General features: G+C 64.3%; 15 protein-coding genes. 8 read left to right on the forward strand and 7 right to left on the reverse strand.

The window, feature by feature from the left end; all coding sequences use genetic code 11:
• Entirely contained in the window at positions 1–864 is an 864-nt protein-coding gene (locus QYC26_RS12475) for an intradiol ring-cleavage dioxygenase (RefSeq protein WP_317512545.1), read from the reverse strand.
• A gap of 315 nt (positions 865–1179) precedes the next feature.
• Here QYC26_RS12475 and QYC26_RS12480 point away from each other — a divergent pair, with 315 nt between their 5' ends.
• The 7 genes from QYC26_RS12480 to QYC26_RS12510 all read left to right on the forward strand — a co-directional run bounded on the left by QYC26_RS12480 (position 1180) and on the right by QYC26_RS12510 (position 6754).
• Positions 1180–1488 (forward strand): phenol hydroxylase subunit, encoded by a 309-nt coding sequence (locus QYC26_RS12480; protein ID WP_317512546.1) that lies wholly within the window; start codon positions 1180–1182, stop codon positions 1486–1488.
• Entirely contained in the window at positions 1485–2486 is a 1002-nt protein-coding gene (locus QYC26_RS12485) for a phenol hydroxylase (protein ID WP_317512547.1), read from the forward strand. Before QYC26_RS12480 ends, QYC26_RS12485 begins: the two co-directional genes overlap by 4 nt.
• Positions 2483–2755 (forward strand): MmoB/DmpM family protein, encoded by a 273-nt coding sequence (locus tag QYC26_RS12490; protein WP_317512548.1) that lies wholly within the window; start codon positions 2483–2485, stop codon positions 2753–2755. Before QYC26_RS12485 ends, QYC26_RS12490 begins: the two co-directional genes overlap by 4 nt.
• A 4-nt stretch (positions 2756–2759) precedes the next feature.
• The gene (locus QYC26_RS12495) at positions 2760–4310 is read left to right on the forward strand and encodes an aromatic/alkene/methane monooxygenase hydroxylase/oxygenase subunit alpha (RefSeq protein WP_317512549.1); all 1551 of its coding nucleotides are present in this window, start codon (positions 2760–2762) and stop codon (positions 4308–4310) included.
• Positions 4311–4331: 21 nt separating this feature from the next.
• Complete coding sequence (locus QYC26_RS12500; protein ID WP_317512550.1) at positions 4332–4682, forward strand: phenol hydroxylase subunit P4; 351 nt, start codon at positions 4332–4334, stop codon at positions 4680–4682.
• Positions 4683–4694: 12 nt separating this feature from the next.
• Positions 4695–5753 carry a 2Fe-2S iron-sulfur cluster binding domain-containing protein gene (locus QYC26_RS12505; protein ID WP_317512551.1) on the forward strand — a complete coding sequence of 353 codons (1059 nt, stop codon included), beginning with the start codon at positions 4695–4697 and terminating at the stop codon, positions 5751–5753.
• Between the two features lie 113 nt (positions 5754–5866).
• Entirely contained in the window at positions 5867–6754 is an 888-nt protein-coding gene (locus QYC26_RS12510) for a transporter (RefSeq protein ID WP_317512552.1), read from the forward strand.
• Between the two features lie 25 nt (positions 6755–6779).
• Here QYC26_RS12510 and QYC26_RS12515 read toward each other — a convergent pair whose 3' ends face one another.
• The 6 genes from QYC26_RS12515 to QYC26_RS12540 all read right to left on the reverse strand — a co-directional run bounded on the left by QYC26_RS12515 (position 6780) and on the right by QYC26_RS12540 (position 13776).
• Complete coding sequence (locus QYC26_RS12515) at positions 6780–7409, reverse strand: flavin reductase family protein (RefSeq protein ID WP_317512553.1); 630 nt, start codon at positions 7407–7409, stop codon at positions 6780–6782.
• A gap of 21 nt (positions 7410–7430) precedes the next feature.
• The gene (locus tag QYC26_RS12520) at positions 7431–8357 is read right to left on the reverse strand and encodes a thymidylate synthase (RefSeq protein WP_317512554.1); all 927 of its coding nucleotides are present in this window, start codon (positions 8355–8357) and stop codon (positions 7431–7433) included.
• 11 nt (positions 8358–8368) lie between these two features.
• Positions 8369–9082 carry a class I SAM-dependent methyltransferase gene (locus QYC26_RS12525; RefSeq protein ID WP_317512555.1) on the reverse strand — a complete coding sequence of 238 codons (714 nt, stop codon included), beginning with the start codon at positions 9080–9082 and terminating at the stop codon, positions 8369–8371.
• Positions 9072–10199 (reverse strand): peptide chain release factor 2, encoded by a 1128-nt coding sequence (prfB, locus tag QYC26_RS12530; protein ID WP_317512556.1) that lies wholly within the window; start codon positions 10197–10199, stop codon positions 9072–9074. Before prfB ends, QYC26_RS12525 begins: the two co-directional genes overlap by 11 nt.
• 76 nt (positions 10200–10275) lie before the next feature.
• Positions 10276–12819, reverse strand: coding sequence for a penicillin-binding protein 1A (locus QYC26_RS12535; RefSeq protein WP_317512557.1), 2544 nt, complete (start codon positions 12817–12819; stop codon positions 10276–10278).
• Positions 12820–12912: 93 nt separating this feature from the next.
• Complete coding sequence (locus tag QYC26_RS12540) at positions 12913–13776, reverse strand: N-acetylmuramoyl-L-alanine amidase family protein (protein WP_411197652.1); 864 nt, start codon at positions 13774–13776, stop codon at positions 12913–12915.
• Between the two features lie 482 nt (positions 13777–14258).
• On the opposite strand from QYC26_RS12540, the gene QYC26_RS12545 reads away from it, so the two are divergent.
• Complete coding sequence (locus QYC26_RS12545; RefSeq protein ID WP_317512558.1) at positions 14259–17204, forward strand: ribonuclease E/G; 2946 nt, start codon at positions 14259–14261, stop codon at positions 17202–17204.
• The last annotated feature ends 13 nt before the right edge of the window (positions 17205–17217 follow it).

A 17217-nucleotide genomic window follows, 5' to 3' on the forward strand; every position in this document is an offset into this window, starting at 1 on the left:
TCAGGCTGCCTTCCGCTCTGCGCTGTCCGCGGCGGGCGCCAGCTGGATGTCGTAGCGGACCTTGGTGTCGTAATCCGCGCCTGCCTCGGCGGGCGTGAAGTCGACGAGCAGCGAGTCCTTCACCGCGAAGACCGAGTCGTCGGCGTTATACTTGTCGGTCCGGTCGAAGATCTGGGTGACGAGCGTGCGGCACCCCGGCGCACGGACGATATAATGGATATGCGCGGGGCGGTAGGGATGGCGCCCCATCAGCTGGAGCAGATCGCCGGCGGGGCCGTCGAACGGGATGGGGTAGCTGACCGGCTTCAGCGCCTTGTAGGCATAATAGCCATTGGCGTCGGAGAAGAGCTTGCCGCGCAGGTTCATCTCGGGCTGGTCGGGATCCTGCTGTTCATACAGGCCGTTGGGCGAGGTTTCCCACACGTCGATCTCGGCGCCTTCGATCGGCTTGCCTTCGGCGTCGGTGACATAGCCTTCGACGAATACGGTTTCGCCCGCCATGCCGCCGCGCACGATGCTTTCGCCGTTCGCGATGCGGGGGGCGTCTTCGCGGAAGAAGGGGCCAAGCACCGCGGATTCGGTCGCGCCGCCCTCGGCATGGTTGGTCAGCGCATCGACCAGGCTTTCAAGCCCGAGCACGTCGGAGACGAGGATGAATTCGTTGCGGCGTTCGTCGGTCATGTCGCCGGCGCGCTTGAGCAGGTCGCAGGCCGCCAGCCATTCGGGAATGGTCAGGTTCACGTCGCGTGCGAAGTCGTGCAGATGGGTGATGAGGCTGGTCATCACTTCGCGGGTGCGGGGGGGCGTGTCGGCGGAAATGGCATTGATTGCAGCGCGTGTGATCGCCTGGGTGCTGTCGGACATCAGGAAGCTCCTCTCGCTTCGGTTGGACGGTGCGGTTTCGACTGATCCGCTTGTGGAAAACCGTCCGCCCATTCGGCCGCCAATTCCAATAGCATTTGTCGAACATGTGATGCCGCGATGCGATCATGGCGTTTGCCTTGATACCAAGATTGCGTGTTCAGGCGCCGGGCGGCGCGATCATCTGCGGCCATGTCATGCCGACACGGCATCATGAATTACGGATTTGCTATTTGAGTCCCGATCGCTCCGGGCGCAGCCTTCCCACCAGAGCCGGACAACCGGCCATGTGGCGACACGCTGCGATTGGAGAGAGTGATGCACGAGGCCCAGTCAGGGACGGTGCGCCGCCTGGCGCCCCCCGCAAGAGAAATTTACCGCCGCGTCCGGGTGACCGGCATTCGCCGTGCGCGCTATGTCGAGTTCGACTATGTGCACGGCGACCCCGATCTCGCCGTCGAGCTGGTGATGCCGCTCGCCGCCTTCGACACATTCTGCACCGAACAGCATTGCGCAATCGCCGCCGCTTCGCCCGAAGCGCGCGCCGCGCTGTCGCGCCTTGATCACCCCCTGCACCCGCGTTCGAGCCGCTTCGCCTCGATCGCCATCTGGGAGAGCCCCGAATGAATATCGACATCCAGGCCGAGGCAATCACGCCGCGGCGCCACACCTTTTCGCATGTGGCCCGGCGCTTTGGCACCGACAAGCCGGCGACGCGCTATGAAGAGGCGACGTACGACATCCAGCCGACCACCAATTTCCATTATCGGCCGACCTACGCGCCCGAATTCGACCTCTACGATCCCAAGCGCACCCGCATCGTGATGGCGGACTGGTACAGCTTCAAGGATCCGCGCCAATTCTATTACGCGACCTACAATATCAGCCGCGCGGGGATGCAGCAGAGCTTCGACAGCGCGCTCGATTTCGTCGAAAAGCGCGACATGCTCACTGGGCTGGACGAGGCCGAGCGCGGCCGGCTCGCCTTCTACCTCATTCCGCTGCGCCATTTAGAATGGGCGGCAAACATGAACTGCCAGCTGATCGCCGATTGGGGTTATGGCACGCAGATCACGTCGGCGGCGGCGTTCTGCGGGGCGGACCGGCTGGGGCTTGCGCAGCTTCTCTCGCGCATCGGCCTTGCGATGGGCGGCGGCGGCGACAGCGTTCTGATGGCGAGCAAGACGCTGTGGACCGACGCGCCCGAATGGCAGCCGCTGCGCTGCCTGGCCGAGGATTCGCTCGTCATCCGCGACTGGTTCGAAACCTTCTTCGCGCAATATGTCTTCGACGGCCTTGTCTATCCGCTCACCTATGACGTGTTCGACAAGCACGCCCCCCCGGCGATCTCGCTCGTCACCGGCTTCATGCGCGACTGGTATGCCGACAATAGCCGCTGGACCGATGCGGTGATCAAGGCGGCGGCGGCCGAGAGCGATGCCAACCGCGCCGTGCTGCATCAATGGGCCGCGCGCTGGATGCTGCGCACAACCGAGGCGATGCGCCCGCTGGCCGAACATGTGCTGGGCGAGGACGCGCATCAGGCCGTCCATGATGTCGAACACGCGCTTTGGGCACGCCTTGCCAAGCTTGGCGTCGTCGCAACCGAGGAGGTCCCGGCATGAGCCAGCAGAACGTCTCGATCACGCTGCAGAACACGCAGGACGGTTTTGCGATCGCCGACGCGATCCTTGCCGATAACCCGCACGCCGTGCGCCGCGATTTTCCGGCGATGACCAAGATCGATTGCCCCGGGCGCATCGATATCCGTGCCGAAAGCGTCTCCGAACGTATCGGCCGCGACTGGGACCCGCAGGAAATCCACCTCACCGTGATCAGCCTCTCGGGCTCGATCGACGAAGAAGACGATGTCTTCACCATCTTCTGGAGATAACAGCATGACCGCCAAGAAGCTCAGCCTGAAGCAGAAATACGGCCATCTGACGCGCGGCCTCGATTGGGATTTCTCCTATCAGTCGCCCGATGCGGTTTTCCCGTACGCCAAATATGAAGGCATCAAGATCCACGACTGGGATGCGTGGGAAGATCCGTTCAAGCTCACCATGGACGCCTATTGGAAGTTCCAGGCGGAAAAGGAGCGCAAGCTCTATGCCGTCATCGACTCGATGGCGCAGAATAACGGCCAGCTCGGCATCACCGATGCGCGCTATCTCAATGCGGTGAAAATCTTCATCCAGGGCGTGACGCCGCTGGAATATCAGGCGCACCGCCATTTTGCGCACCTGGCGCGCCATTTGCCCGGCGCGGGCCTGCGCGTCGCCGCGCAGATGCAGTCGATCGACGAACTGCGTCATTGCCAGACGCAGATCCACACGATCAGCCACTACAACAAGTTCTTCGACGGCATGCATGACTTCCCGCACATGCATGATCGTCTCTGGTATCTTTCGGTGCCCAAGTCCTTCTTCGACGATGCGACGAGTGCGGGACCGTTCGAATTCCTGACCGCGATCAGCTTTGCGTTCGAATATGTGCTGACCAACCTGCTCTTCGTGCCCTTCATGTCGGGCGCGGCGTTCAACGGCGACATGGCGACCGTCACCTTCGGCTTCTCGGCCCAGTCCGACGAAAGCCGCCACATGACGCTTGGCCTCGAAGCCGTCCGTTTCCTTCTGGAGCAGGACGAGGCGAACGTGCCGATCGTCCAGGGTTGGATCGACAAGTGGTTCTGGCGCGGATACCGGCTGCTCAGCCTGGTCGGCATGATGATGGATTACATGCTCCCCAAGAAAATCATGTCGTGGGGCGAGGCATGGGAAATCTATTATGAGGAAGCCGGCGGCGCGCTCTTCGCCGATCTCGCCCGCTATGGCATCCGCGAACCCAAATATGCCGATATCGCCAAGGCCGAGAAGGATCACCTGACCCATCAGGTCTGGACGATCTTCTACAACTATACGCAGGCTGCCGCCGTCCACACCTGGGATGTCGACGATCAGCATATGGACTGGCTGGCCGAGAAATATCCGAACAGCTTCAACGAGGTGTACCGTCCCCGCTATCTCGCCTGGCGCGAGCAGGCGGCCGAGGGCAAGCGCTTCTACAATGACGGGCTGCCCCAACTCTGCCAGGTCTGCCAGATCCCGATGGCGTTCACCGAGGTCGGTCAGCCCGACGTCATCAGCTTCCGCGTGTCGGAATATAATGGTGACCGGTTCCACACCTGTTCGGACGGCTGCAAGGACATCTTCGACCACGAACCCGAAAAATATGTCCAGGCCTGGCTGCCGGTGAACCAGATCTTCCAGGGCAATTGCGGCGGCGCGACGCTGCCCGAGGTGCTCGACTGGTATCACATCCAGCAGGGCGCGGATAACATGGATTATGCCGGCTCGCCCGAACAGGCGATGTGGAACGAATGGATGGTCGGCCGCCGCGGCGCCGCCGAGCCCGCATCCGCCCCCATCACCGCGATCGCCGCCGAATAAGCGCGCAGAAAGGAAGATATCATGGCTGTTGTCAGTCTTGAGCCCGGCTATACCGGCGAGGTCCGCGACCGGGTGGAAAATTACCACGGCAACCACCTCGTCTATATCCACTGGGAAGGGCATCTCAATTTCTGTGCGGCGGTCACGTTGCCGCTGGCGCCCGACATGCCCTTCAGCGCGCTCACCGAAAATGCGCTTCCCGGCATTTATGGGCGCGATCCCGCCTGGGCCGCTGTCGATCTCGGCAAGGCCCGCTGGATGCTCGACGGGGCCGATTGGACCCCGCAGCCCGATCAATCCGTCTCGTCACAAGGTGTCGGCCACAAATCGCTGATCCGCTTCTGGACCGAAGAACCGGTCGGACGCGCCTGAGGAACTATCGTCATGTCCACGCTCACCATCGAACCCACCGGCGAAACCATTGAAGTGGCCGAAGGCCAGACGCTGCTCGATGCCTGCCTGCGCAACGGCATCTGGTTGCCCCATGCCTGCGGGCACGGCCTGTGCGGCACTTGCAAGGTAGAGGTGCTCGAAGGTGAGGTGGACCATGGCAGCGCATCGCCCTTCGCGCTGATGGATTTCGAACGCGACGAGGGCAAGACGCTCGCCTGCAGCGCCTTTGCCTGCGGCGATGTGACGATCGAGGCGGATATCGACGACGATCCGGATGCGCGCCGGATCGCGGTGGCCGACTATGTCGGCACGGTCTCGCGCCTCGAAATGCTCACGCCCGATATCCTCGGCATCTGGCTCGACCTGGGGGGCGCGGGAATCGATTTCCAGGCCGGGCAGTATGTCAACGTCTCGGTTCCGGGGATTGAAGGCAGCCGGCCTTTCTCGATCGCCAGCGCCTCGGCCGAACGCAACTGCATCGAACTCCATGTCCGCCTTGTCCCCGATGGCCGCGCCACGCCGTGGTTGCACCAGCATCTGAAGCTGGGGGACACGCTGCCCTTCACCGGGCCACTCGGGCGCTTCTATGTCCGCGCTTCGGCGGAAAAGCCGCTCATCTTCCTGGCAGGCGGATCGGGGCTGTCGAGCCCGAAGAGCATGATTCTCGATCTGCTCGAGGCGGGCTATGACCAGCCGATCACGCTTATCCATGGCGGGCGGCGGCCGCATGATCTGCACTTCATGGAGTTCTTCAACGAACTGGCCGAACGCCACGACAATCTGCGCTATGTGCCCGTCATCTCGCAGCCCGAGGAAGGCGATGTCTGGGACGGCGAGCGTGGCTATGTCCACGAAGTCGCCGAAAAGCTCTTCGACGGGCGGTTCTCAGGCCATCAGGCTTATCTGTGCGGCCCGCCGCCGATGATCGACGCGGCGATCACCGCGCTCATGAAGGGGCGTCTGTTCGAACGCGATATCTTCATGGAGAAGTTCCTGACCGCGGCGGACGGTGTCGCCACGAACAAATCGCCGCTGTTCAAGAAGATCTGACGCCAGCCGCCACCGGGCGGCCAGCAGCAAAGACGTAAAACGGGGTGCGGGGCCGCTGGCCTCCGCCGGTTGGAAAACCGCGCCCTCAACGGAAAAAATGAGAGGGAGAGGTTATGCGGAAATTGGCATGGGCGGCGGCACTGGCCGCGGCCATGATCCCGGGAACGGCGTTCGCCACCGAAAATGGCGGTGGGGCCTATCCCAATGGCGCCGAGGGGCTCGACATCGCGGCGCTGCCGCCGCCGGGCACCTATCTGCTCGATTACGCCAATTATTACGGCGCGGACCGGCTGAACGACGGCAATGGCGACAAGCTGGTGCCCGATTTCAGCGTCGACGCCTTCGCCAATGTCGCGCGCATCGTCCATGTCACCGACAAGAAGTTTTTGGGCGCGACCGTGGCGATGCAGGCCTTTGTCCCGATCGTCGACCTCAAGGTCAGCGCCGCCGGCGCGCGCGATCACAAATTCGGGTTGGGCGACGTGATCGTCAATCCGCTCGTCCTCGGCTGGAACAAGGGCAATTGGCATTATGTGCTGACGATGGACACCTATGTGCCCACCGGCCGCTACAACAAGAATGATCTCGCCAATATCGGACGCAATTACTGGACGTTCGAGCCGGTGGCCGCGGTTACCTACAAGAACCCCAAGGGCGGCCCCGAATTTTCGGCCAAGCTGATGTACGACTTCAATACCAAGAACAAGGCGACCGATTATCGTTCGGGCCAGGAATTCCACGCCGATTTCAGCGCGTCGTATAATTTCAATCCGCTGACGGTGGGCGTCACCGGCTATTATTACAAGCAGACGACCGCCGATAAGCAGAACGGGCTGCGTGTCGGGCCGGACGGGTTCAAGGGCGAAGCGTTCGCGCTGGGCCCCGTCGTCCGCACGGTGCTGGGCAAGATACCGGTCACGCTGCAATGGCAGCATGAATTCATGGCGCATAACCGCCCGCAGGGAGACAAGCTCTGGATCAAGACGGTTTTCCGCTTCTGATCCGGGGGCCGGTCGCGGGCGCCCTTCAGGTCGCGGGCGCCTGCGGCCGGCTCATGTGAAATTCATTCTCGGGCGAAATCTCGAAATAGCTGGTCGGCCCGCCCGCGCGCATGATCGGCCGCGCGCGCGCCGTCTGGTAGATGCCGTTTTCCAGCAGCTCCTCGGCGATATGCACCCCCACCACTTCGCCCAGCACCAGCCAGGCGTCGATCGCCGCGCCGTCATGCGCCTTTAGGCGCACGATCTCGCTCAACCGGCATTCGAACGAGACCGGGCTTTCGCCAACACGCGGCACGTCGATCACGGTGCTTGGCACCGGGGTAAGCCCGGTCAGCGCGAATTCGTCGACCTCTGCGGGCACCGGCGCGCTGCTCAAATTCACCTGTTCGGCGAGCGGCCGGGTGGCAAGGTTCCATACGAACGCGCCCGTCGCCTCGATATTGGCGACGCTGTCCTTCCAGCTGGTCGAGGAAAAGCCGATGATCGGCGGCCGATAGTTGAACGCGTTGAAAAAGCTGTAGGGCGCAAGATTGGGGACGCCCGCTAAAGAGAGGGTGGAAACCCAGCCGATCGGGCGCGGTGCCACGATCGCGTTGAACGGATCATGGGGCAGGCCGTGGCCCTTGGCGGGTTCGTAGAAATAGCTGTCGGACATGACCCTGCTGTGCCCCGCCTGTCAGACCGCGACGTCGCCGTGGATGGCGGGGTGGGGATCATAGCCCTCCACCACGAAATCCTCGATCCGGTAAGCGTCGATCGAATCCGGCTTGCGGGCGAGGCGCATGCGCGGGAAGGGCCGGGGCGTGCGCGCCATCTGCTCGCGCACCTGATCGACATGGTTGAGGTAGAGGTGCACGTCGCCGCCCACCCAGACGAGTTCGCCGGGGGTGAGCCCGGCTTGCTGCGCCAGCATGTGGAGCAGCGCCGCGCCGCCCGTGAAGTTGAACGGCGCGCCCAGGAACAGGTCGCACGACCGCTGGAAAATGAGGCAATTCAGTCGCCCGTCGGACGTGACATGGAACTGATAGACCATGTGGCAGGGCGGTAGCGCCATCTGGCCAAGCTCGCCGACATTCCACGCATGGAACAGCATACGGCGGCTGGCGGGATTGGTCTTCAGCGTGTCGATCAGCGTCGCGATCTGATCATGCTCGCGGCCCTCGGCATCGAGCCAGCGGCGCCACTGCTTGCCGTAAACCGGGCCAAGATTGCCCCATTGTTCGGCAAAGGCCTCGTCCGCCAGGATGCGGGCCTCGAAATCCTCCTGCGTCACAGCCTCTCCGGTGGCCTTGCGGAACCGGTCGAGCGGCCAGTCGGTCCAGATGCGGACATTGTTCTGCAGCAGTTCGCGGATATTGGTGCGTCCGGTCAGGAACCACAGCATCTCGCGCACCGAGGTTTTCCAATAGACGCGCTTGGTGGTCAGGATCGGCATGCTGCCGTCCGACAGGTCGAAACGCAGCAGTTCGCCGAACACCGATCTGGTGCCGACGCCGGTGCGGTCCATGCGTTCATCGCCCTTGTCGAGGATGCGGCGCATCAGGTTCAGATATTGATATTCGGGGTGCCCTGCGTCCACTGCCTGTTCCTCGGACCGCGCCATCACCAAACCCCTTATAATCTGCAGGCCCTGATCTTGGCCGGTGTGGGCCGGGGCCCCACCGCTTCGAACTGGGCGATATAGCCTTCGACGGAGGGGAGCGGCTGGCTTTCCACCAGCTTGTACCCCACCGCCGCAAATTCACAGCGCAGCAACGCAGAGGGCGTGCCGTGCTTTTCGGTCGGCCGGTCGGCATCGACCACGATCACCCGCCCGCCGGCCTTCAGCGACGGACGCATCCGCCACAGAAACTCATAGGGCTGCGCCACCTCATGATACATATGCACCATGAAGATCCGGTCGAAACTGTTTTCGGGCAGCTTCGGATCGGCGGGTTCGCCCAGCCGCACGCTCACATTGTCCAGCGCGTCGCGGTTGACGCGCTCGGCCAGTTTGTCGCGCACCTCGGGCACGATGTCCTCGGCCAGCACGCGGCCATGATCGCCCACCCGGCTGGCGAGGCGGATGGTGTAATACCCTTCGCCCGCGCCGATATCGGCAATGGTCATACCCGGCTTCACGCCCACCCGGTCCATCACCGTTTCGGCCTCGTTCACTCGGTCGCGGGCTTCCTCGGTCGACCAGCGGCTGGACACGATCTTCGCCACGGGCCGGTCGGGCGCGGGGAAGCTGGGGGCTTCCTCGGCCTTTTTGCATCCGGCCAGCGCGAGCGTGGCCAAGAGCAGGATCAGGGGGCGGGGCGTGCGGCGCATGGCCTTAGTCGACATCCTCCACATCGACCGTTTCACCCGTCACGCGCTGCGACAGCGCGGCGGCCATGAACGGATCGAGCGCGCCGTCGAGCACATCGTCGGGCGCGGTCGAGGTGACGCCGGTGCGCAGATCCTTCACCAGCTGATAGGGCTGAAGGACATAGGAACGGATCTGGTGGCCCCAGCCGATATCCGACTTCGATGCGTGGACGGCGTTGGCTTCGGCTTCGCGGCGTTGCAGTTCGGCTTCGTACAGGCGCGCGCGGAGCATGCTCATCGCCTCGGCCTTGTTCTTGTGCTGCGAGCGCTGGGTCTGCGACGCGACGATGATGCCCGAGGGAACGTGCGTGATGCGGACCGCCGAATCGGTCGTGTTGACGTGCTGCCCGCCCGCGCCCGATGCGCGGTAGGTATCGATCTTCAGGTCGCTTTCGACGATCTCGATATCTATATTGTCGTCGATCACCGGATAGACCCAGACCGACGAGAAGCTGGTGTGGCGGCGCGCCGAGCTGTCATAGGGGCTGATGCGGACGAGGCGGTGGACACCGCTTTCGGTCTTGGCATAGCCATAGGCGTTCTCGCCCTTGATCAGCAGCGTGGCCGACTTGATGCCCGCCTGTTCGCCCGCGTGATAGTCGATCAGCTCGACCTTCATGCCACGGCGTTCGGCCCAGCGCATGTACATGCGCTGCAGCATCGAGGCCCAGTCCTGGCTTTCGGTGCCGCCGGCGCCGGCATGGATTTCGAGATAGGTGTCGTTGCCGTCGGCTTCGCCCGCCAACAGCGCCTTCACCTTGTCCTGATCCGCGCGCTCGGCCAGCGCCTTGAGCGTGGCGACGCCTTCGTCGACCAGATCATTGTCGCCCTCGGCCTCGGCCATGTCCATCAGTTCGGCTGTGTCGGCCAGCTCGCGTTCGATCGCGCGCGTGGCAGAGATTGCTTCGTCCAGACGGCGGCGTTCGCGCATCACATCCTGCGCGGCCTTGGGGTCTTCCCACAAAGTGGGGTCTTCGACGCGCGCGTTCAGCTCGTCGAGCCGGCGCAGTGCGCGGTCCCAGTCAAGGAACCGGCGAAGCAGCGCGAGCGCATCGTTGATCTTGTCGGCATAGGCCTGCGCTTCCGCACGCATCGGTAACTCTCCAAACCAAATCGTCATGCCGGCGCGGGGCCGGCCCAAAATGCCATCAGGGCTTTGTCACGCGGCCCTAGTAAATACCGTCCTGACTTTGCAAGAACTCGCTGTCGCTCGACGGCCCGGTTTCAACGCGCCGTGCGGCGGCCTCGGCGGCCTTCGTCTTCTGATCGGTGCCGATTTCGTCGCGGCGGATAGACCGGCGCGGTTCGCTTTCAGGCTTGAACGCTTCCCAGATCACGGCGGCCTTGGGATCGTCGGTCGGCCAGGTGCCGAACACCTTGCGCCCCGAACGGCGGTCGATCCGCACCATGCGGATACCCGGCGGTGCGCGGAACGGCACGACGGCCATGTCCTTCATCGCCTTCTCGGCGAACTGCTTGAAGATCGGCGCGGCGAGCGTGCCGCCCTGCGCATAGCCGCCCATCGAGCGCGGCTGGTCGAAACCCATATAGACGCCCGCCACCATGTCCGCCGAACCGCCGACGAACCACACATTGGTCGGGCCCGACGAGGTGCCGGTCTTGCCGAACAGCGGGCGCTTGAGATCGCGCAGGACGGTGGCGGTGCCGCGCTGGACGACGCCCTCGAGGATGTGGACCATCTGATAGGCGGTCATCGCGTCGATCGCCTGTTTGCGGCGCATCGCGGGGCGGGGCATTGCCTTGCCGTCCCAGTTTTTGGCGTTGCAGCCTTCGCACGGCCGGCCATCGGCGCGCGCGATCACCTTGCCGTGGCGGTCCTGAACGTAATCGACCAGCGTCGGTTTCAGGTCCTTGCCGTTATTGGCAAGGATCGAATAGGCGTTGGTGAGGCGCAGCACCGTCGTGTCGCCCGCGCCCAGCGCGATCGCGAGCACGGCCGGATAAGGCTTGCCGGGCGCGTTCACGCCCATCGCCGCCGCCGTCTTCACCACCTTGTCCATGCCCGTTTGCGAGGCCGCGCGCACCGTCATCAGGTTGCGTGACTGCTCGACGCCCCAGCGCATCGTCTGGGGTCCCGCGCCGCGCATATTGCCGAAGTTGCGGAAGCATTTCTGGCCCAGCCGCGCGCCCTGATAGACGCAGAAGGGGGCATCGACGATGATCGAGGCGGGGGTCATGCCGCTGTCGAGTGCTGCGGCATAGGCGATGGGCTTGAAGGTCGAACCCGGCTGGCGTTCGGCCTGAGTGGCGCGGTTATAGCTCTGGATGCGCGAATCGAACCCGCCCTGCATCGCCAGCACCTGGCCGGTATGCGGGTTCTGGACGACCAGGCCTCCCGAAATTTCGGGAATGTTGCGCAGGCCCCAGTTGCCGCCCTGCGGCGCCACGGCGATCACATCGCCCGGCTTCATCGCCTGGAATGCGGTCTGCGCCGTGCCGCGCTTGGGCAGCGTCGCGAGCCCGGCGGGAAGTGTGCCGGTGCTGCCGTCTGCAAAGCCGATCGTCGCGCTGCCGCCTTCCTTCGACAGCACGGCGGCGATCCGCCATTCGTCATAATCGGTCGACAAATTGGCCGCCGCCAGATTGCCGCGCCAGCCTTCACCCGGCTCGATCGTGCGGATGGGGCCGTGCCAGCCCTTGCCGCGATCATAGCGGAGCAGCCCTGCGCGCAGCGCCTCGGTCGCATATTGCTGAACCGCAGGGTCGAGCGAGGTGCGCACCCACAGGCCGCCGGCATAGACGCTGTTGCGGTTCTGGCCGCCTTCGTCGCTTTCACCGAACTTGTCGATCAGCTCGCGGCGGACTTCCTCGATGAAATAACCGCCCACGGGGTCGAACTGGCGGCCGACCGTGGCCTTCAGCCCCAGCGGCGCGGCCTGCGCGGTGCGCATGTCGCTTTCGGAAATGAAGCCGTTGCGGTGCATTTCGCTCAGCACGAAATTGCGGCGGGCGACCGCCTTGTCGGCATTTTTGGCGCGGCCATAGGTTTCGGGCGCCTTGGGCAGGATCGCGAGGAACGCCATTTCGGGCAGCGCCAGCTGATCGACATCTTTGTCGAAATAGGCGCGCGATGCCGCCTGCACGCCAAAGCTGTTCCGGCCGAGCGGGATCTGGTTCAGATAAAGCTCGAGGATCTGTTCTTTGGTCAGCACGGATTCGATCCGCCGCGCGAGGATTGCTTCCTTGACCTTGCGCGTCACCGAATATTCGTTCGTCAGCAGCAGGTTCTTGGCGACCTGCTGGGTGATCGTCGACCCGCCCTTGGCGCGGCGGCCCGATCCGAATTTGGTGACGTAATCGAACACCGCGCCGGCAATGCCCGGATAGTCGAGGCCGCCATGATCGAAGAAGGTGCGGTCTTCGGCGGCCAGATAGGCGTTGATCAGCTGGCGCGGATAATCGTCGAAGCTCAGCTGGACGCGGCGTTCGCGCGCATAGCTGTGGATCGGGGTGCCGTCATAGGCGCGCACCGTTGTCGGCAGCGGCGGCTCATAGCTCAAAAGCGTCTGCGCCGATGGCAGATTATGCCCGAATATCAGCGTAATGAGCAAGATTCCGGCGGCGCCTGCGGCCGCCAGATAGGTGAGTATCCGGACCCAACGGCGTTCCCACCATGGCCGGATTGCGGCCAGCAGCCCGCTGGCCTCCCGTTTGATCTTGTAGCTGAAATTCTCGGGCGCCGCTTCGGTCATATCTTCCGGCTCTAGCAATTTTTAAGCGCTTTGCCAGCCGCAAGCCATCTGCCCATCGCAAAACGCAACGGGCCCGGCGTGCAGGCGACGTGGTCAGGGCGCGGTCAGGCTGCGGCGGGCGAAATAGGTTTCCACCGCGCGGGCGGTGCCGGCGGCAATCGTGCTGCGCCCGGTGGGCGAGTTGAGGAACTGCGCGTCGCGGCGGTTGCTGAGATAGCCCGTCTCGAACAGGATCGACGGCATATCCGGCGCCTTCAGCACGATCAGCGACGCGAAGCGGTGGAATATCGCGCGAAAGGGCAGGGTGGCGCTTGTTTCGCGGTGGAGCAGCTTTGCAAAGGCGGTCGAGGCTTCCATCGTTTCGCGCTGGCTGAGGTCGATCAGGATCGAATTCACCGCCTTGTTGTGCGTGCTGCCCAGGTTGACGCCGTTCAATATGTCGGCGCGGTTCTCGCGTTCGGCGAGCCTTGCGGCCTCGCGGTCCGACGCGGTTTCGGAAAGCGTATAGACGGTGGCGCCGCTGGCATCGGGGTTGCCTGCGCTGTCGGCGTGGATCGAAATGAACAGATCGGCCTTCAGCGTGCGGCCGAGTTCGTAGCGATCGGCGAGTGCGATGAAATGATCGTCGTCGCGGGTGAGCGCCACGCGCACGCGGCCGGTGCCCAGAAGCGCGTCGCGCATCGCCTGCGCGATCGCCAGCGTCACATCCTTTTCGCGCCGTCCGTCATGGCTCGATATCGCGCCGGGGTCGTGCCCGCCATGACCGGGGTCGATCATCACCAGCGGTTTGCCGGCGGGGCCGGTGATACGGGGCAGGGGGGTGCCCTTTTGCGTCGCGTCGAGCGGGATGGTGACGCTGTAGCGGCTGCGCGGCGGTGCGCTGCGCGCGTCGAGCATATGGGCCGGGATCGCCGCGGACAGCACCAGCCCGATCGCCCCTGCGGCAATGAATCTCATGATCGACACTGGAAGCTTCCCGCCCTGAACCCCATATGCGTGCATGGCAGCACCGCGCCGTCGAATCGAGCGCAAAATGCGTGATGTCGTTGTGCGATTGTCACAATTGTTGCCGGATGCCGTCGCCTCGCACGGCTTTTTGTTGCATCGCCCGCAGCTGCAATGCTAGCGGTACAAGTTGCCGATAGAGCCTGTGGGTGAAATCGGTTGATCAGTTCGCCCTGTCAGGGCGGTAAATTCAGGTTGTCGCTGCATGAAGCATTTCTCCCCCGCACTGTATCCCGCCCCAGCGGCCGGCGATGCGTGGGGCATGGGGGCGGCCCGGGCCCGAATGGCCCGGCGTGCACACGCAGCACCAGCACAAACAAGCGTTTCAACCCGGACGGTTGCTCAGTGGAGCTTTTATTCCCGGGAACCGTCCCACCAAATTGGCGCGCCGCCGGCCACAGAGCCCGGCGTTCGGCGCGCCCGGAGACTATTTAATGACCATGCGCATGCTGATCGACGCGCGCCACCGGGAGGAGACCCGGGTCGCCGTCGTCAAGGGAAACCGGATCGAGGAGTTTGATTTCGAATCCGCCGAGCACAAGCAGCTCAAGGGAAATATCTATCTAGCCAAGGTTACCCGCGTCGAGCCATCGCTGCAGGCGGCGTTCGTCGATTATGGCGGCAACCGCCATGGCTTCCTCGCTTTCAGCGAAATTCACCCCGATTATTACCAGATCCCCAAGGAAGATCGCGAAGCCCTGCTGCGCGAAGAGGCTGAGCATGCCGCTGAGGAAGAGGCATTGCGCGCCGCACAGGCCGAGGCGGATGAGGACGACGAAGAGGGCGATGACGGGGATGACGGCTTCGACAGCGATGGCGTCGAGGAAGTCGAAAATGGTGGCGAGCCGGTAGAAATCGGCGGCGGCACCGAGGACGATGTCGAAGCTGGCGAAGGCGGTGAGGCAGAGGCGGAAAGCCCGGCCGAAACGCGCCGCCGCAAGAAGCGCGCCCGCGCGCAGGCCGACGACCGTGCGGTCGAAGCGCTGCGTTCGAAGCGCATGGCGCTGCGCCGCCGCTACAAGATCCAGGACGTGATCCGCCGCCGTCAGGTGCTGCTCGTCCAGGTCGTGAAGGAAGAACGCGGCAACAAGGGCGCCGCGCTTACCACCTATTTGTCGCTTGCCGGCCGTTACTGCGTGCTCATGCCCAACACGTCGCATGGCGGCGGGATCAGCCGCAAGATTTCGAACTCGGCGGACCGCAAGCGCCTGAAGTCGATCATGGCGGAAATGAAGCTGCCCTCGTCGATGGGCTGCATCGTCCGCACCGCCGGGCTTTCGCGCACCAAGACCGAGATCAAGCGCGACTTCGATTATCTGGCCCGGCTGTGGGACGAGATTCGCGAAAATACGCTGCTATCGGCAGCGCCCGCGCTCGTTTACGGTGACAGCGATCTGATCAAGCGCGCGATCCGTGATATCTATAATCGCGATATCGAGGAAGTGATCGTCGAGGGCGAGGAAGGGTATCGCGCGGCGAAGAGCTTCATGAAGCTGCTGATGCCCAGCCATGCGCGGCGCGTGAAGCCCTATTCCGATCCGGTGCCGCTGTTCCAGCGCTCCAATGTCGAAGACCAGCTGGCGGCGATGTACAACCCGACCGTCCAGCTCAAATCGGGCGGCTATCTGGTCATCAACCCGACCGAGGCGCTCGTCTCGATCGACATTAACTCGGGCCGTTCGACGCGCGAACATGGCATCGAGCAGACCGCGGTCGCCACCAATCTCGAGGCGGCGCACGAAATCGCGCGCCAGTTGCGCCTGCGCGATATGGCCGGGCTTGTCGTCATCGACTTTATCGACATGGAGAACAGCTCCAACGTCCGTAAGGTCGAAAAGGCGATGAAGGCTGCGCTCGCGAACGATCGCGCACGCATCCAGGTGGGCCGCATCTCATCCTTCGGGCTGATGGAAATGAGCCGCCAGCGCCTGCGCACCGGCGTGCTTGAGGCATCGACCCGCGTCTGCCCGCATTGCGAAGGCACCGGGCTTGTCCGCACCGCATCGTCGGCAGGCCTGTCGGCGCTGCGCATGCTCGAGGACGAAGCTGCTCGTGGACGGGGCAGCAAGCTTACGCTGCGCGCCAGCCAGGAAGCGGCGGTTTATGTGCTCAACCGCAAGCGCGCCGAACTCGCCGAGATCGAGGATCGCTACGGCGTGTCGATCGACATCCTCCCCGATGGCGAAGCCGAAGGCGCGCGCATGACCGTTGAGGCGAGCGGCCCGCCGCCGCTCCACGCGCCGCGCTTCACCCCGGTGATCATCGAGGAAGACGAAGACGATTTCATCCCCGAGGATGAGTTCGACGAAGAAGAGGCTGAAGCCGAAGAACAGGCCGTGCGCGAAGAGCGTGAGCCGCGCGACGACCGCGAAGGCGGCCGCCGCCGCCGCCGCCGCCGCCGGGGTCGCCGCCGGGAAGAAGGCGAAGGCCGTGGCGCCGATGAGGCCCATGATGACGCCGAGGATGCCGAAGCTGACGAAGGCACCGTTGAAGACGGTGGCGAAGGTGAAGCTGCTGTGGATATCGAGGCAGATGGCGAAGCCGAAGCCGAGACTCCGGAACAGCGCGCCGAGGGTGAGGAAGGCGAGGGTGGCAAGCGCCGTCGCAACCGCCGTGGTCGTCGCGGTGGCCGCCGTCGGCGTGGCGAAAATGGCGATCATGCGCGCGAAGGCGAGGCTGCTACCGAGGGTGGCGAGGCTGCGGACAATGCTGCGGATGCCGAACCGGCACCGGTTGACGTTGCCGCCGAGGCACCCGTTGTCGCAGCGCCTGTCGCTGGCGCACCGGTGATCGCGCCCGCGCTTGAAGCCGTTGCCGAAGCCGCGCCTGCGGTCGAAGAAAAGCCCAAGCGCACGCGCCGCCGCCCCAAGGCCGAAGCCAAGGTGGAAGCCGAAGCCAAGGTAGAGACCGAAGTAGCCGCACCCGCGCCTGCAGAAGCCGAGGCCGCGCCCGAGACAGAAGCACCCGCCAAGCCCAAGCGCACGCGCAAAAAGGCGGCACCCAAGGCCGCTGAAGCGCCTGCCGAAGTCGCTGAGGACGCTGCCGCACCCGCCGAGGGCGACGCCGAAGCACCTGCCAAGCCCAAGCGTGCGCCGCGCAAAAAGGCCACGCCCAAGGCAGAGGCCGCCGATGCCGACGCCGCAGCGGAAAAGGCCCCGGCCAAGCCGAAGCGCGCGCCGCGCAAAAAGGCAGTGGCTGAGCCCGCACCCGCCGAGGCCGAAGTCGAAGCAGCGGTTGCCGCACCGGTAGCCGCCGCCGAGCCCGCGCCGGTCGAAACGCCTGCACCTGCCAATGAGGCAGGCTCTGCCGACGATGCGGCTGCGGAATCGAACGATCCGCCGCGCCGTGGCTGGTGGCAGCGCACCTTCGGCCAGGAATAAGCTGTAAAGGGGC

It is taken from the genome of Sphingomonas sp. C3-2 (assembly GCF_033025475.1).
Lineage (GTDB): Bacteria > Pseudomonadota > Alphaproteobacteria > Sphingomonadales > Sphingomonadaceae > Sphingobium_A.

Bases quoted from the DNA above. Each gene is read 5' to 3' on its own strand.
- QYC26_RS12475 (WP_317512545.1), bottom strand. From the start codon at position 864: ATGTCCGACAGCACCCAGGCGATCACACGCGCTGCAATCAATGCCATT.
- QYC26_RS12480 (WP_317512546.1), top strand. From the start codon at position 1,180: ATGCACGAGGCCCAGTCAGGGACGGTGCGCCGCCTGGCGCCCCCCGCA.
- QYC26_RS12485 (WP_317512547.1), top strand. From the start codon at position 1,485: ATGAATATCGACATCCAGGCCGAGGCAATCACGCCGCGGCGCCACACC.
- QYC26_RS12490 (WP_317512548.1), top strand. From the start codon at position 2,483: ATGAGCCAGCAGAACGTCTCGATCACGCTGCAGAACACGCAGGACGGT.
- QYC26_RS12495 (WP_317512549.1), top strand. From the start codon at position 2,760: ATGACCGCCAAGAAGCTCAGCCTGAAGCAGAAATACGGCCATCTGACG.
- QYC26_RS12500 (WP_317512550.1), top strand. From the start codon at position 4,332: ATGGCTGTTGTCAGTCTTGAGCCCGGCTATACCGGCGAGGTCCGCGAC.
- QYC26_RS12505 (WP_317512551.1), top strand. From the start codon at position 4,695: ATGTCCACGCTCACCATCGAACCCACCGGCGAAACCATTGAAGTGGCC.
- QYC26_RS12510 (WP_317512552.1), top strand. From the start codon at position 5,867: ATGCGGAAATTGGCATGGGCGGCGGCACTGGCCGCGGCCATGATCCCG.
- QYC26_RS12515 (WP_317512553.1), bottom strand. From the start codon at position 7,409: ATGTCCGACAGCTATTTCTACGAACCCGCCAAGGGCCACGGCCTGCCC.
- QYC26_RS12520 (WP_317512554.1), bottom strand. From the start codon at position 8,357: ATGGCGCGGTCCGAGGAACAGGCAGTGGACGCAGGGCACCCCGAATAT.
- QYC26_RS12525 (WP_317512555.1), bottom strand. From the start codon at position 9,082: ATGTCGACTAAGGCCATGCGCCGCACGCCCCGCCCCCTGATCCTGCTC.
- prfB (WP_317512556.1), bottom strand. From the start codon at position 10,199: ATGCGTGCGGAAGCGCAGGCCTATGCCGACAAGATCAACGATGCGCTC.
- QYC26_RS12535 (WP_317512557.1), bottom strand. From the start codon at position 12,819: ATGACCGAAGCGGCGCCCGAGAATTTCAGCTACAAGATCAAACGGGAG.
- QYC26_RS12540 (WP_411197652.1), bottom strand. From the start codon at position 13,776: ATGAGATTCATTGCCGCAGGGGCGATCGGGCTGGTGCTGTCCGCGGCG.
- QYC26_RS12545 (WP_317512558.1), top strand. From the start codon at position 14,259: ATGACCATGCGCATGCTGATCGACGCGCGCCACCGGGAGGAGACCCGG.